This is a genomic window from Streptomyces sp. NPDC048419 (assembly GCF_043200415.1).
Taxonomy (GTDB): domain Bacteria; phylum Actinomycetota; class Actinomycetes; order Streptomycetales; family Streptomycetaceae; genus Streptomyces.
The window spans coordinates 44,556-59,395 of sequence record NZ_JBICXT010000026.1; the positions used below are offsets into that span (position 1 = coordinate 44,556).

Sequence of the window (14,840 nt, forward strand, 5' to 3'; positions counted from 1 at the left end):
TCGGCCATGACCCGCGTCCGGCGAACCGGCGCGGGGAACAATCGCCCATATGACGATGACCACCGCCGAAGCCGACAAGATCCTCTCCGCCAACTTCGCCCCTTGGGTCCTCGAACTGGACCTGACCGTTCAGGCGTTGGGCGACGACCGGGCCACGCTGCGACTTCCCTGGTCGGACCGGCTGTCGCGGGAGGGCGGCGGGCTGTCGGGGCAGGCGCTGATGGCCGCCGCCGACACGGCCACCGTGATCGCGGTGTCGGCCGCGCGCGGGGCGTTCGTCCCGATGACGACGGTGCAGCAGTCCACGTCGTTCCAGCGGGCGGTGACCGGTGCGGATGTCCTGATCGAGGCGGTGCTCACCAAGCTCGGCCGCCGGACGGCGTTCGCGGACATCGCGATGACCGACGCGGCGTCAGGGGAACTGGCCGCGCGTGCGAGCACGGTCTACGCGCTGCTGGGCTGACACGGTCCGCAGTCGAACGACGACCCTCCGTTCAGAACACGGATCTGAATCCAAGCTTCAACCAATCTGCACAGCCAATACGCAACGGAGTCACCCCCCGCGAAGGATCTGCACACACAGACGGCTTGCGCCACGCCGTTGTGACGGGAGTGTCGGATTCGTCGATCCGGCGGCAAGGCCCCGGGCGGGCCGATGCCGTGACGCATGTGAAGAAGTGGCCACCGATTCGTGCGCAGCCCTGCACCGATCGGTACCCCTGAGGTCCAAGTTGCCTGATGAGAGGCCTGGTTGATTGGAAGCCCGGCCCCGCACCGTGCTTTGATCCATCGCACCGCGGGGGCCGCGAAGGGTTCCCGGCAACGGGCGCCCGGCGCTCGCGGTCGCGGCCGTCGCTCTGTCCCCCAGAGGGGGGCCGCTCCCCCCTTGTGAAATATCCATACGAAGGGAAGTTCCATCATGAACTCCACCCCCCGCGTTGAGACCGTCGAGATCTCCGACGCCGAGCTCGACAACGTCTCCGGCGGCCTTTCCGTGAACGCGGTCAACACCGTCACGGGTGCGCTCGACGGCGTTGCCCCGGTTTCCGGCGTCCTGAACACCGCCATCGGCACCGTCGAGGGTGTGACCGGCCTGAGCACCGCTCCGGTCACCAACCTGGTCGCCGGTCTCTGATCGCACCTTTTGTGATCGTTGAGTCCCGGAGTCGCACCGCGGCTCCGGGGCCTTCGGTTGTCGTGACTCAGCCGGCTCGCGCGAGCCGGTCCTCTCTCGTTTTCAGGTGAGGGAAAGTTCCGTGCAGTTCCGCCAACAGGCCCTCGCCAAGCTCCAGTCGCCGGAGGAGCTGGACCTTCCGGTGCGCTTCGCCCGCCCCCAGGGCTGGCTCGTGCTGTCCGTCACGGTGGTCGCCATCGCGGCCGCCTCGGTGTGGGCGGTGACCGGCTCGGTGACCTCCACCGTCGGCGCGCCCGCCATCCTCACGCACGGCGAAGGCAGTTACATCCTGCAGAGCCCGGTCGCGGGCCAGGTCACAGCGGTCCTCGCCCAGCAGGGCGAGCGCCTGCCTGCCGACGCACCGGTCCTGAAGGTCAAGACCGCCCAGGGCGACACCGTCGTCCGCACGGTCGCCGCGGGCCGGATCACCGGCCTCGCCGCCACCATCGGCCAGATCATCCAGACCGGCGCGAACGTCGCCGCCGTGGAGAAGGTCGCCAAGGCCGACGACCCGCTCTACGCCACGATCTACGTCCCGGCCGAGAACGCCGCCTCCATACCCGCCGACGCCACGGTGGACCTGACCGTCTCCTCGGTGCCCACCCAGACGTACGGCGTCCTGCACGGCCATGTGAAGTCGGTCGACCGCTCCGCGCAGTCGTCCCAGCAGATCGCCGCGTTCCTCGGGGACAGCCAGCTGGGCGAGCAGTTCACCAAGAAGGGCCGCCCGGTGGCCGTACTGGTCAAGCTGGACAAGTCGTCGAGCACGAAGAGCGGCTACCGGTGGTCGTCCAAGGACGGGCCGCCCTTCCGCCTCTCCTCCATGACCATGGCCTCCGGCTCGATCCGGCTGTCCGATCAGCGTCCCGTCGATTGGCTGCTGCCGTGAGCACCGCACAGGAGACGCGGAGCAGGCGACGCGCCGCTCCGCCCAAGCGCCCCGTGCCCACGGGAAAGTCGAAGACCGTCCGCACCCCCACCGTCCTCCAGATGGAGGCCGTGGAGTGCGGCGCCGCCTCCCTCGCGATGGTCCTCGGCCACTACGGCAAGCACGTACCGCTGGAGGAGCTGCGCATCGCCTGCGGCGTCTCCCGCGACGGCTCGCGCGCCAGCAACCTGCTGAAGGCGGCGCGCAGTTACGGCCTGACCGCCAAGGGCATGCAGATGGACACGGCCGCCCTCGCCGAGGTGAAGACGCCGGCCGTCCTGTTCTGGGAGTTCAACCACTACGTCGTCTACGACGGCATGGGGCGCCGCTTCGGCCGCCGCGGGGTCTACATCAACGACCCCGGCAAGGGCCGCCGTTTCGTGCCCATGGAGGACTTCGACGGCAGCTTCACCGGCGTCGTGCTGGTGATGGAGCCCGGCGACGGCTTCACCAAGGGCGGCCGCAAACCCGGCGTCCTGGGCGCGATGCCGGCCCGGCTGCGCGGCACCGCGGGCACCATGCCCGCCGCGGTGCTGGCGAGCCTGCTGCTGGTCGTGGTCGGTGCGGCGGTGCCGGCGCTCAGCCGCACCTACATCGACGAGTTCCTCATCGGCGGCCAGACCTCTCTGCTGACCGTGCTGTTCGCGTCGATGGGCGCGTGCGTGCTGCTGACGGTGGTGCTGACCTGGCTGCAGCAGTCCAACCTGCTGCACGGCCGCATCATCTCCTCCACGCTCTCCAGCGCCCGCTTCCTGCGCCATCTGCTGCGGCTGCCGGTGACGTTCTTCTCCCAGCGCAGCCCGGCCGACCTGGTGCAGCGGCTGCAGTCCAACGACCAGGTGGCCGAGACCCTGGCCCGCGACCTCGCAGCGGCGGGCGTGGACTGCGTGGTCGTCGTGCTCTACGCGATCCTGCTCTACACCTACGACCCGCAGCTGACCTTCGTCGGCATCGGCGTCGCCCTGCTCAACATCGTCGCCATGCGGGTCGTGATCCGCCTGCGTGCCACCCGCACGGCCAAGCTGCGCGCGGACAGCGCCCGGCTGACCAACACCGCCTACACCGGCCTTCAGCTGATCGAGACGATGAAGGCGACCGGCGGCGAGGACGGCTACTTCCGCAAGTGGGCCGGGCAGCACGCCACCACGCTGGAGGAGCAGCAGCGGCTCGGTGTGCCGAGCGCCTGGCTGGGCGTGGTCGCGCCGACGCTGGCCTCGCTGAACAGCGCGGTGATCCTGTGGATCGGCGGCATGCGGGCGGTCGAGGGCGGCATCTCGGTCGGCCTGCTGGTCGCCTTCCAGTCGCTGGTCACCCGCTTCACCGCCCCGATCACCAGGCTCAACGGCGTCGCGGGCCGCATCCAGGACTTCGCCGCCGACGTGGCCCGGCTGAAGGACGTCGAGAACTTCCAGGCCGACCCGCTCTACGGCCGCCACGGCGCAGGCGACTCCACGCGCCGCCTGCAGGGCCACGTCGAGCTGCAGAACATCAGCTTCGGCTACAACCCGCTCGACAAGCCCCTGCTCACCGGCTTCGACCTGACCGTGGGCCCCGGCCAGCAGGTCGCCCTCGTCGGCGGCTCGGGCAGCGGCAAGTCCACCGTCTCGCGACTGATCTCGGGCCTGTACACCCCGTGGGAGGGCGTGATCCGCATCGACGGACGGCGCCTGGACGACATCCCGCGCGGCGCGCTCGCCGCCTCGGTCTCCTTCGTCGACCAGGAGGTCTTCCTCTTCGAGGGCTCGGTCCGCGACAACGTGGCGCTGTGGGACCCGTCGATCCCCGACGAAGCGGTGGTGGACGCCCTGCGGGACGCGGCCCTGTACGACGTCGTGACGCGACGCCCGGGCGGTATCCACAGCAAGGTCGAGCAGGACGGCCGCAACTTCTCCGGTGGGCAGCGCCAGCGTCTGGAGATCGCCCGCGCGCTGGTGCGCCGGCCCAGCATCCTGGTCCTCGACGAGGTGACCAGCGCCCTGGACGCGGAGACCGAGCTGGCCGTGATGGACAACCTGCGCCGGCGCGGCTGCGCCTGCGTGGTGATCGCGCACCGGCTGAGCACCGTGCGCGACAGCGACGAGATCGTCGTGCTCCAGCACGGCACGATCGTGGAACGCGGACGGCACGAGGACCTGGTGGCACGCGGCGGCGCGTACGCCGCGCTGGTCAGGGAACGGTGAGATGACGACCTCTCAGGAAGGCGACCTGGTTCTCGGCGCGCTCGGGTCCATGGGCTCGCGCATCGACTGCACCGGCCTGACCCGGCTCGACCTCGAAGGCCCGCAGGTGCTGTGGCTGGTCGCGTCCGGCAGCCTCGACCTGTTCGCGGTGGACGCCGTGCAGCAGGGCCACTGGCACCACCTCGGCCGCCTGGAGGCGGGCTCGCTGCTGCTCGGCCCGGTCCCGGGGCCGCAGCACACCCTGGTGGCGCGCCCGTTGCGCGACTGCGTGGTGCACCGCATAGGACTGCGCGAGCTGTACCAGCCTGCCAACACCCAGACCTGGTCCTACGACGAGTACGGCAACCCCCAGTACGTCCCGCCGCAGACCAGCCCCCTGGAGTACGCCCTCGCCCTCGGTGTGGGCCGCAGCCTGTCCATCCTCTTCCAGGCTCCGACGGCGACCGAACGCGCCGCCGAGATGACCGACGACGACGTCTTCTGGATGCAGGTACCGCCGGGCAGCGTCCAGTACGGCTCGATGTACGGCGCCGAGGCCGCCGCCGACCTGCTGATGGACCCGGCGATCTGGCAGAGCATGGTCGACCAGCAGTACCGGCTGCTGACCACGCTGGACCGCTGGATCGAGCAGCTGGAGCGCACGCACGAGACCCGGACGGCGGCCGGGATCAAGGCGGGCGAGGCGGTCCGGGCCCAGGCCGACCGCACACTGCTCGCCTCCATCGGCAAGTCCTCCTCGAAGCGCACCACGGCCGCCGACGCCGACGCCTCGTACGCGGCGTGCAGGCTGGTCGCCGAGGCGGCCGGGATCACGCTGGCCGAACCCGCGCAGAGCGGCACCGAGAACGACCGGCTGGACCCGGTGGAACTCGTGGCCGTCGCCTCCCGTGTCCGGACCCGGGCGGTACGCCTGGACGGCAGCTGGTGGCGGGACAACGTCGGCCCGCTGGTGGGACACCGGGCGCTGTCGGGTGCGCCGGTCTCGCTGCTGTGGCGACGCGGCGGCTACGTCGCCGTACACCCCGCGACCGGGCGTGAGACACCGATCGAGAAGGCGAACGCGGAGGAGTTCGAGCCCCGCGCGGTGATGTTCTACCGGCCGCTGCCGGACCGCGCGCTCAGCCCGCTGCGGCTGATGCGGTTCAGCATGCAGGGAACGGGCGGCGATCTGACCAACCTGCTGGTCAGCGGTCTGGTGACGGTGGCGATCGGCGCGCTGGTGCCGATCGCGACCGGCAAGGTGCTCGGCGAGTTCGTGCCGAAGGCCCAGACGAACCTGATCGTCCAGGTCTGTCTGGCCGTGATGCTCACCAGCCTGGTGGCGGCGGCCTTCATGCTGCTGGAGAACCTCACCATCCTGCGGATGGAGGGCCGGATCGAGGCCACCCTCCAACCCGCCGTCTGGGACCGGTTGTTGAGGCTGCCGACCAAGTTCTTCACGGAACGCTCGACCGGCGAGCTGGCCAGCGCGGCCATGGGCATCAGCGCGATGCGCCGTCTGATGGCGGGCGTCGGGCCCGTCGTCGCGCAGTCGGTGACCATCGGCGCGATGAACCTGGCGCTGCTGTTCTGGTACAGCGCCTCGATGGCCTTCGCGGCGATCGGCATGCTGGTCGTCATCGGCGCCGTCTTCCTGGCGCTCGGCCTGTGGCAGGTGCGCTGGCAGCGCAAGCTGGTGGTGCTCGGCAACAAGCTGAACAACCAGGCGTTCCAGACGCTGCGCGGGCTGCCCAAGCTCCGGGTCGCGGCGGCCGAGAACTACGCGTACGCCGCCTGGGCCTCGGAGTTCGCGCACAGCCGTGAACTCCAGCAGAAGGTGGGGCGGATCAAGAACCTCACCACGGTGCTGGGTGCGGTGTATCTGCCCCTGTGCACCCTGCTGATGTTCATGCTGCTGGCGGGTCCCGCACGCGGGGTGATGTCGGCGGCAGCGTTCCTCACCTTCAACACCTCGGTGACGATGGTGCTGACCTCGGTCACCCAGCTGACCGGCGCGTTCGTCTCGGCGGTGGCCGCGCTGCCGCTGTTCGAGGAGATCAAGCCGGTGCTGGAGGCCACCCCGGAGGTCCGCACCGGCTCCACCCGGCCCGGCCCGCTGACCGGCGCCATCGAGGCGCGGCGCCTGTCGTTCCGGTACTCCGACGACGGCCCGCTCGTCCTCGACGACCTCTCCTTCGAGGTGCGGCCCGGCGAGTTCGTGGCGGTCGTCGGCCCCAGTGGCTGCGGCAAGTCGACCCTGCTCAGGCTGCTGATCGGCTTCGACAGGCCGGTCTCGGGCAGCGTCCTGTACGACGGCCAGGACCTGGGCGCGCTCGACCAGTCGGCGGTGCGCCGGCAGTGCGGTGTGGTGCTGCAGCACGCGCAGCCGTTCACCGGCTCCATCCTGGACGTCATCTGCGGCACCGAGCCGTACACGCCGGAGGAGGCGATGGCGGCGGCCGAGATGGCGGGCCTCGCCGAGGACATCAAGCGGATGCCGATGGGGCTGCACACGATCGTCTCGGGCAGCGGGGCCGTCTCCGGCGGCCAGCGTCAGCGACTGATGATCGCGCAGGCACTGATCCGCCGGCCGCGCATCCTCTTCTTCGACGAGGCGACCAGCGCCCTGGACAACGAGACGCAGCGCACGGTGATCGAGTCGACCAAGGCCCTGAACGCCACCCGGATCGTCATCGCGCACCGGCTGTCCACCGTGCTGGACGCCGACCGCGTGATCGTGATGGAGGACGGCAAGATCGCCCAGCAGGGCCCGCCCGCACAGCTGCTCGCGGACACCGGCGGGCGGCTGCACGAGCTGGTGCGGCGGCAGATGGCCTGAGGGGTCAGTCGAGGCCGGGAACGGGCGCCCCGCTGGGCACACCGGCCTCGATGTAGCGGTCGTAGAACTCCTTCCACGGTGTGCTCGCCCCGGCGTGCGGTTCCTCGAACCGCTCGCCGCGTGCCTTCGCGTCGAGTGCGGCCAGGCACACCTCCCAGCCGGCGCCGTTGCGCGAGGCGGTGTCGGCGGCCTGCAGGACGTTGGTGAGGGTGAAGCGGGTGCGCTTGTCGTCGAGCGCCTCCAGGTCGAAGTGGAGTTCGTCGCCGCCCCATTCGAAGGAGAGGTGGCGCGGCTCGTCGAGGCCCAGCACCCGGCCCGTGGACTCGGGCATGTTCGGGTCGCCGCTGAAGGTGATCGTGCCGCCGGGGCGCGGGTCGATCTCGGCCCGGGAGGGGAACCACTGGGCGAGTTCCCCGGCGTCGGTCACGAACTGCCAGACGCGCTCGATCGGATGGTCGTAGATGCGGCTGAAGCGGACGGCCGGGCGGCCGTCGTCCAGGGTCAGATAGGTGCCGGTGAGATCAGCGGCCATGGTGGATCAGTCCTTCGGGGCGGGTTCCTCGGGATCGTCCGGCGCCGTCTCGTCGAGGCGCCGGGCCAGCTTGTCCAGGCTGCGGTTCCACAGCTCGCGGTAGGGCGCGAGCCACACGTCGAGGTCGGCGATCGGGGCGGGGTCGAGGGCGTAGACGCGACGCTGCGCGTCCTGCCGTACCCGGACCAGACCTGCCTCGCGCAGCACCTTCAGATGCTTCGAGGTGCTCGGCTGACTCAGGCCGCACGCCTCCACGATCTCGCCCACGGGCCGCGGCCGCTCCAGGAGCAGCGCGACGATGGCCCTGCGGTGAGGGTCGGCGAGAGCGGTCCAGAGAGCGCTGTCGGACATGGTTCCAATATGCCGCCGCGGTTATATTCCTGTCAACGAATACATGACGCTCGTCACGTCCAGCGAAACGTTGCCGTTTCGCTCGGGGTGGTCTAATCTCGACGTGTACGAAACCGTTTCGTTTAGAAACTGCTCGAACGACTTCCCTGGAGTGGTTCTCCCATGTCCCAGAAAACCTTGAGCGACGGCACCCAGCAGGGTGCGGTCGAGGCGCCGGCCGAGGCGTCGTCCAAGCGGTGGTGGATCCTCGCGGTCATCGCCGTCGCCCAGCTGATGGTGGTGCTCGACGCCACCATCGTGAACATCGCCCTGCCCTCGGCCCAGGCCGACCTCGGCTTCTCCGACGGCAACCGGCAGTGGATCGTCACCGCCTACGCCCTGGCCTTCGCCTCCCTGCTGCTGCTCGGCGGCCGTATCGCCGACCTGTTCGGCCGCAAGACCGCCTTCCTCATAGGCGTGGTCGGCTTCGCCGGCGTCTCCGCACTCGGCGGTGCCGCGAACGGATTCGGCATGCTGGTCACCGCGCGCGCCCTGCAGGGTGCCTTCGGCGCGCTGCTCGCCCCGGCCGCGCTCTCCCTGCTCAACACCACGTTCACCGACGCCAAGGAGCGCGCGCGGGCGTTCAGCGTCTACGGCGCCATCGCCGGTGCCGGCGGTGCGGTGGGTCTGCTGCTCGGCGGCGTCCTGACCGACGCGTTCGACTGGCGCTGGACGCTGTACGTGAACGTGCTGATCGCCGTCGTCGCCTTCATCGGCGGCTGGGTGCTGCTGACCAACCACCGCGACGACGCGAGCGCCAAGCTGGACGTACCGGGCACGGTGCTCGTCGCCGCCGGTCTGTTCTCCCTCGTCTACGGCTTCTCCAACGCCGAGACGCACGACTGGGGTTCGCCGCTGACCTGGGGCTTCCTGATCGCCGGTGGCCTGTTGCTGGCCGCATTCGCCTGGTGGCAGACCCGGGCCAAGCACCCGCTGCTGCCGCTGCGCATCCTGCTCGACCGCAACCGGGCCGCCTCGTTCCTCGCCGTGCTGATCTCCGCCGGCGGCATGTTCGGCGTCTTCCTCTTCCTCACCTACTACCTCCAGCTCAACCTCGGCTTCAGCCCGACGAAGACGGGCGTCGCGTTCCTGCCGATGGTCGGCGCGCTGATGGTGGCGGCACAGCTCGGCACCACGGTCCTGGTGCCGCGGATCGGCCCGAAGGCGGTCGTGCCGCTGGGCTTCGCGATCGCGGCGGTGGGCATGGCCTGGCTGGCCGGGATCGACATCGGCTCCAGCTACGCCGGCGCGGTGCTGCCGCAGCTGATCATCATCGGTGCCGGTCTCGGCCTGGTGATGCCGGCGGCCATGCAGCTGGCCACCGGCGGGGTGGCGGCCGAGGACGCGGGCGTCGCCTCGGCCACGGTCAACGCCATGCAGCAGGTGGGTGGTTCGATCGGTACGGCCCTGCTGAACACGCTGGCCGCGAGCGCCGCCACCAACTACCTGGTCGGCAGGAACCCGGCCGACAAGCTGGTCCGGGCCCAGGCGACGATCGAGAGCTACACCACCGCCTTCTGGTGGTCGGCGGGTCTGTTCGCCGCCGGCACTGTGATCGCGTTCCTGCTCTACCGCCGCGGGGTTCCGGAGCAGCACGAGGACGCCGCACCCGTCGTCCACATGTGATCCGGGGGACCCGAGCCGCACCGGTCCGAGAGGCCGCCGTCCGCAGGGAGACGGCGGCCTCTCTTCATGCCCTGCGCCCAGCGCGGCTCTGCCGGTTCGCCTTCGGCACCCACGGCGTGCGTGTGGGCGTTCGGACCGGGGTACCCACCGGGCCATGAGAATAAGCGTGGTGGATGTGGGATCGAACACGGTCCGGCTGGTGGTGGCGGACGCCGAGGGCGGGGTTCCGCTGCCGGTGCACACCGCGAAGTGGCGACTGCGGCTGAGCGAGCAGGTGAGGCCGGGCAGCGACATCCCCGAAGAGGCGGTGGAGCGGCTGGTCACGGCGGTCGCGGAAGCGAGCCGGACCGCGACCCGCTGGGGTGCCGCCGGTCCGCTGGCCTTCGCGACCGCCGTGGTGCGGGCCGCCCCGAACCGCCAGGAGGTGCTGCGCGCCGTCCGGTCGCGGACCGGGGTCGCGCTGTGCACCCTGCCCGGCGAGCTGGAGGCCGAGCTGACGTTCCTGGGGGCGCGGCGCTGGATGGGCTGGCGGTCGGGGCCGCTGGCCCTGCTGGACATCGGCGGCGGTTCCCTGGAGGTGGCCTTCGGACGCGGCCGGCTGCCGGACTTCGTGGCCTCGCTGCCGCTCGGCGCGGGACGGCTGACCCATGAGTTCTTCCCGGACGACGGGCTGCCCGCGCCGGACCAGATGCGGGCACTGCGCCGCAAGGTCCGGCACCAGCTGCGGGACGTGGCGGCGCGGATCCGCTGGGAGGGACCGCGCACCGCGGTGGTCACCTCTCGTACGTTCCAGCAGCTGGGCCGGTTGTGCGGGGCGGCGCCCGGGCGTCACGGCCCCTTCGAGGAACGGCAGTTGCACCGCGGGGACCTGCGGGAGGCGGTCGACCGGCTGGCCGCCCTGCCGGTCGCCGAACGCGCCGCGCTGCCCGGCATCTCCGCGCCGCGCGCCCGGCAGAGCCTGGCCGGGGCCGTGGTCGGGCACACCGCACTGAAGCTGACGGGCCTGAAGACGGTCAGCATCTGCCCGTGGGCGATCCGCGAGGGCGTGCTGCTGCGCCATATCGAGGACGGCGCGTCCTGGTGGGCGGAGATCACCCGCGCCGCCGAGGCGCCCACTCCCCCGGACCCGGTGCGGCTGCGGCTCGCGGCCGCGACGACCTGAACCGGGGAAGCCCGGGTGACCGGGGCCGGTGGGGTGCCATTCCGCCCGGCCCCACGCCGTGGATGGCCCGGCGTCGCCCGGGTACCCGGCCCGCATGACGCACGACCACACGGGCCCGCGGCTGCCGATCCCCCGGGGACCGGTCTCGGCCGCCGTGAAGGGCCATCTGCTCGACGCCGGTCCGCTGCCGCGCCCCGAGGAGGTCGCGGCGGCGGGCGCCTACGGCGACGACCTCCAGCTCGCCCTCTACCTCTGTTACGAACTGCACTACCGCGGCTTCGCGGGCGTCGGCCCGGACCACGAGTGGGAACCCGAGCTGCTGCGCACCCGGGCGGCGCTGGAGCACCGCTTCCTGACCGCCCTGCGCACGGACACCCCGGTGCACGACACCGTCGAGGACGCGGTCGGCGAGCTGCTCGTCGAGCCCGTCGACGGCAGTGGCGTCACCCATTTCCTGCGTGACGAGGGCGAGTTGTGGCACCTGCGTGAGTACGCCGCGCAGCGCTCGCTGTACCACCTCAAGGAGGCCGACCCGCACGCCTGGGTGCTGCCGCGGCTCACGGGCCGTGCCAAGGCGGCCATGGCGGCGGTGGAGTTCGACGAGTTCGGCGGCGGCCGCGCCGACCGGGTGCACGCGCGCCTGTTCGCCGACCTGATGACGGACCTCGGCCTGGACATCGCGTACGGCCGCTATCTCGACGCGGCGAGCGCGGAGATGCTCGCCACGGTCAACCTGATGTCGCTGTTCGGCCTGCATCGCTCCCTGCGGGGCGCGCTGGTGGGCCACTTCGCGGCCGTCGAGATCACCTCCTCGCCCGGATCGAGGCGGCTCGCCGAGGCGATGCGCCGCACGGGCGCGGGACCGGCCGCCGAGCACTTCTACGACGAGCACGTCGAGGCCGACGCCGTCCACGAACAAGTCGTACGCCACGAGGTCATCGACGGCCTGCTGGCCGACCAGCCGCACCTGGCGTCCGACGTGGTGTTCGGCATCGGCGCCACCGGGTACACCGAGGACCGCCTCGCCGCCCGGCTGCTCGGTGACTGGCGCGAGGGCAGGTCGTCGCTGCGAAGGCCCGCCTCTTCCGAAATCTCCTTTATTTCCTGAATGCCGGGGTACTTGTGCCGGGTGAAACCACTGGTGACGCCGGGCGTCTACGCCCCGCAGGACGACACTGACCTCCTGGCAGGAGCCCTGTCCGAGGAACCGCTGCCCCCGGGTGCGGACGTCCTCGACGTAGGCACCGGAACCGGCGCCCTCGCGCTCGAGGCCGCCCGGCGCGGCACCCGCGTGACCGCCGTCGACCTCTCCTGGCGGGCGGTGTGGACCGCCCGCGCGAACGCCTGGCTGGCCGGGCTTCCGCTGCACATCCGGCAGGGGAACCTGTTCGCGCCGGTACGAGGCCAGTCGTTCGACCTGATTCTGTCCAACCCGCCGTACGTGCCGGCTCCCACAGCCCGTGCCCGCCCGCACAGCGCGGCCCGGGCCTGGGACGCGGGCGGCGACGGCCGCCTCGTCGTGGACCGGATCTGCCGGGAGGCCCCTGAACTGCTGCGCCCGGGCGGCGTGCTGCTGATGGTGCACTCCACGCTCAGCGATCCCGACCGCACGCTCGGCCACCTGCACAGTGCCGGGCTCAAAGCGGCGGTGACCCGCCGTCGGCGGATCGCGTTCGGTCCGGTGCTGCGCTCGCGGGCCGGCTGGCTGCGCGGGCAGGGCCTCATGTCCCCCACCGACGAGAAGGAAGAGCTGGTGGTCGTCCGTGCCGAACTCCCCGTCTGAGCCCGCACGTCGCGTCAAGGTCCAGCGCCGGGGCCCGCTGCTCGTGGAGGGGCCGGTCGAGGTGGAGCTGGAGGACGGCAGCACGGTCCGCTCCGACCGCTTCCAGGTCGCGCTGTGCACCTGCCGCCGCAGCCGCCGCTTCCCGTGGTGCGACACGAGTCACCGCGACCGCAAATAAGGACGCAGCAAACCGAGTTGTCAAGCAATCTTGCCCGCGTTCATCAGGTCGAGTGAACCAAGGCCGAGGCGCCCTTCAGCAGGGATGGCACACGGCGCGCCGGGGTAACTACCGAGACCGAATGCGCCCCTTGGCTCGGTGGAGCGGCCATGATCGCGGATGCTGACGACCACGCCTCCGAACCACCCGCGGCGAACCCGCACGCCCGTACCCTGCTGGTGGACGGGTTCGTGGTGGTCGAGGTCGTGGGCGAAATCGACCTGGCGACCGCGGAGTTCGTCCTGGAACACCTCGACGCGGCGACCGGACGGCCGAGCCCGGACGTGCTGGTGGATCTGCGCAATGTGGAGTTCATCGACTGCTCGGGGCTGCGTGTGCTGTGCCGGGGCGAGACACGGGCCAGGGAACGCGGCGGCCGGCTGCGCCTGGTCTCCGACGCGCCCCACATCCTCCGCCTGCTGCGCGGCGCGGGCCTGATGAAAAGGCTTCCGCCCCTCCCCGCACTCCCCGGGGAGGGGCGGACATGATCCAGGAAGTCGGCGGGCGGCCCCACTCCGCCCTGCCGACCCCTGGTACGAGATCGCCGGGTACCCCGCGACAAGGGACTCGCACTCCCCAGCTGCGGCCCGCTTCAGATGCGCGCCGGCACTCCGCGATCCCGGTCCATCAGAACGTGAAGACGCTGCTGAGATAGGAGTTCTTCACGCACGAGTTGGCGAAGGTCTGCTCGTAGGAGACGCGTTTGCCCTGCCAGACGCCGTCCACCGTCACCACGACCGGGTCGTACTGCTTGGTGCACAGCACGTCGTCTCTCGCCGTCAGGGCGCTGACGTCACCTTCGACGCCGCGTAGTTCGGCACAGGCCTGGACCGGCGCCGGATGGGTGCCGGTGGCCGTCGGGGCGCACGACAGGGTGACGGCGCGCAGCGGCGTCGCGGTGGCGGCACTGTCGCCGTGGCCGACGGTGAGCACCAGGGCCGAGGGGGCGTAGAGCGAGGCGGGGACGGGGGTCGGGTTGGCGAGGGCGGCGCCGGTGAGGGGTCCGCAGACGGCGGTGGCCGTGAGAGCGAGGGTCGCTGCCCAGCGCGCGGTGTTCCGCATTGTGTGCATCCTTCCGCTGGATTCGAGGGTGTGCCGGACGATTCCGGATGGGTGCCGGACCGGCGAGCGCGAGTCTGCCGAGTCCGCCGCGGAAAAACACCTCGACCCCACGCGTTTCAGTAACCTTCTGTATTCAATCAGTGGCGTGAAGTTACGGAATTCGAACGCGTAAACCCCGGAACTGAGCGGCGCTTGATCGCCCGATGCAGCCAACTGGCCGATTCCCGGCGCTTGGTTAATAGGCCTGAAACATTCCGGTTGAGCTCTCGGCTGACTCCTTCCCACCCCCTTGTGTTCATCGTCCGGGCGAGTAATGGTCATTACATGATTACGACAGAGCAGCAAGCGAAACTGCGCGGCTGGTTCGCAGGTCGGGTGCCCGAGGACCTCTTCGAGGAGCTGACCGAGCTCACGGTCGACCGCGAGGAGATCACCGTGATCGGCCGCATCCCCGAACCCCGGCTCACCGAGGGCGCCTCGGACGCCGAGCGGGAGGCCGCGGTACAGGGCCGCATCCAGGAGTTCCGGGAGCGCACCCGGGACGCGCGCGTGGAGGTGGCGCGCGAGGCCGAGCACCGCTTCCGGCGCAAGGTCTCCTGGGGCGTGGAGTGCGGCGGCGAGCGCGCCCTGTTCACCCACGTCGCCGCGCCCGTGATGACCCGGTTGCGCCAGCCCGAGCGCCAGGTCCTCGACACCCTGATGGCCGGTGGTGTCGCCCGCAGCCGCAGCGACGCCCTCGCCTGGTGCGTGCGCCTGGTCCAGCGGCACACCGACGACTGGCTCTCCGAACTGCGGGACTCTCTCGAACACGTCCAGCGGGTGCGGGCCCAGGGCCCGGACACCGAACCGGAGGACGCCGCACCGGAGGCCCCGACGGACGACGCCTGATGGAGCATTCGTACAGTTTCGGCGCACAAGATGGATGAACCGTCCTCTGGTGCGGGTCCCCTGCACCGCCGTACCGTCGG

15 protein-coding genes are annotated in these 14,840 nt (G+C 71.0%); 12 read left to right on the forward strand and 3 right to left on the reverse strand.

The features are described from left to right. Positions 1-49 precede the first annotated feature (49 nt). From ACGFYN_RS37745 to ACGFYN_RS37765, 5 genes are all read left to right on the forward strand, one after another. Complete coding sequence (locus tag ACGFYN_RS37745) at positions 50-463, forward strand: PaaI family thioesterase (RefSeq protein WP_393870489.1); 414 nt, start codon at positions 50-52, stop codon at positions 461-463. Between the two features lie 456 nt (positions 464-919). Further along, positions 920-1,135 carry a type A2 lantipeptide gene (locus ACGFYN_RS37750; RefSeq protein ID WP_393870490.1) on the forward strand — a complete coding sequence of 72 codons (216 nt, stop codon included), beginning with the start codon at positions 920-922 and terminating at the stop codon, positions 1,133-1,135. 121 nt (positions 1,136-1,256) lie between these two features. Next, positions 1,257-2,063 carry an HlyD family efflux transporter periplasmic adaptor subunit gene (locus ACGFYN_RS37755; RefSeq protein ID WP_393870491.1) on the forward strand — a complete coding sequence of 269 codons (807 nt, stop codon included), beginning with the start codon at positions 1,257-1,259 and terminating at the stop codon, positions 2,061-2,063. After that, the gene (locus ACGFYN_RS37760) at positions 2,060-4,282 is read left to right on the forward strand and encodes an NHLP family bacteriocin export ABC transporter peptidase/permease/ATPase subunit (protein ID WP_393870492.1); all 2,223 of its coding nucleotides are present in this window, start codon (positions 2,060-2,062) and stop codon (positions 4,280-4,282) included. The genes ACGFYN_RS37755 and ACGFYN_RS37760 overlap by 4 nt, the downstream gene beginning before the upstream one ends. Before the next feature lies 1 nt (position 4,283). After that, on the forward strand, positions 4,284-7,100 hold the full coding sequence (locus tag ACGFYN_RS37765) for an NHLP bacteriocin export ABC transporter permease/ATPase subunit (protein WP_393870493.1): 2,817 nt from the start codon (positions 4,284-4,286) through the stop codon (positions 7,098-7,100). Between the two features lie 4 nt (positions 7,101-7,104). Here ACGFYN_RS37765 and ACGFYN_RS37770 read toward each other — a convergent pair whose 3' ends face one another. Both ACGFYN_RS37770 and ACGFYN_RS37775 read right to left on the reverse strand, forming a co-directional pair. Continuing rightward, positions 7,105-7,632, reverse strand: coding sequence for an SRPBCC family protein (locus ACGFYN_RS37770; protein ID WP_393870494.1), 528 nt, complete (start codon positions 7,630-7,632; stop codon positions 7,105-7,107). A gap of 6 nt (positions 7,633-7,638) precedes the next feature. Then, complete coding sequence (locus ACGFYN_RS37775; RefSeq protein ID WP_393870495.1) at positions 7,639-7,983, reverse strand: ArsR/SmtB family transcription factor; 345 nt, start codon at positions 7,981-7,983, stop codon at positions 7,639-7,641. Positions 7,984-8,145: 162 nt separating this feature from the next. On the opposite strand from ACGFYN_RS37775, the gene ACGFYN_RS37780 reads away from it, so the two are divergent. The 6 genes from ACGFYN_RS37780 to ACGFYN_RS37805 all read left to right on the forward strand — a co-directional run bounded on the left by ACGFYN_RS37780 (position 8,146) and on the right by ACGFYN_RS37805 (position 13,298). Beyond that, a complete protein-coding gene (locus ACGFYN_RS37780) occupies positions 8,146-9,648 on the forward strand; it encodes an MFS transporter (protein ID WP_393870496.1) in 1,503 nt (500 codons plus the stop codon). Positions 9,649-9,802: 154 nt separating this feature from the next. After that, on the forward strand, positions 9,803-10,810 hold the full coding sequence (locus ACGFYN_RS37785; RefSeq protein ID WP_393870497.1) for a Ppx/GppA family phosphatase: 1,008 nt from the start codon (positions 9,803-9,805) through the stop codon (positions 10,808-10,810). A gap of 94 nt (positions 10,811-10,904) precedes the next feature. Continuing rightward, complete coding sequence (locus ACGFYN_RS37790) at positions 10,905-11,918, forward strand: iron-containing redox enzyme family protein (RefSeq protein ID WP_393870498.1); 1,014 nt, start codon at positions 10,905-10,907, stop codon at positions 11,916-11,918. Next, the gene (locus tag ACGFYN_RS37795; protein WP_393870499.1) at positions 11,919-12,593 is read left to right on the forward strand and encodes a HemK2/MTQ2 family protein methyltransferase; all 675 of its coding nucleotides are present in this window, start codon (positions 11,919-11,921) and stop codon (positions 12,591-12,593) included. Further along, on the forward strand, positions 12,574-12,771 hold the full coding sequence (locus tag ACGFYN_RS37800; protein ID WP_393870500.1) for a CDGSH iron-sulfur domain-containing protein: 198 nt from the start codon (positions 12,574-12,576) through the stop codon (positions 12,769-12,771). Before ACGFYN_RS37795 ends, ACGFYN_RS37800 begins: the two co-directional genes overlap by 20 nt. A gap of 149 nt (positions 12,772-12,920) precedes the next feature. Next, positions 12,921-13,298: an STAS domain-containing protein gene (locus ACGFYN_RS37805; protein ID WP_393870501.1), complete on the forward strand. Its 378-nt coding sequence runs from the start codon at positions 12,921-12,923 to the stop codon at positions 13,296-13,298. A 139-nt stretch (positions 13,299-13,437) separates the two neighbouring features. Here ACGFYN_RS37805 and ACGFYN_RS37810 read toward each other — a convergent pair whose 3' ends face one another. Beyond that, positions 13,438-13,872, reverse strand: coding sequence for a protease inhibitor (locus ACGFYN_RS37810; RefSeq protein WP_393870502.1), 435 nt, complete (start codon positions 13,870-13,872; stop codon positions 13,438-13,440). A 324-nt stretch (positions 13,873-14,196) separates the two neighbouring features. Between ACGFYN_RS37810 and ACGFYN_RS37815 the strand changes: the two genes are divergently transcribed. Further along, on the forward strand, positions 14,197-14,760 hold the full coding sequence (locus ACGFYN_RS37815) for a hypothetical protein (protein WP_393870503.1): 564 nt from the start codon (positions 14,197-14,199) through the stop codon (positions 14,758-14,760). The last annotated feature ends 80 nt before the right edge of the window (positions 14,761-14,840 follow it).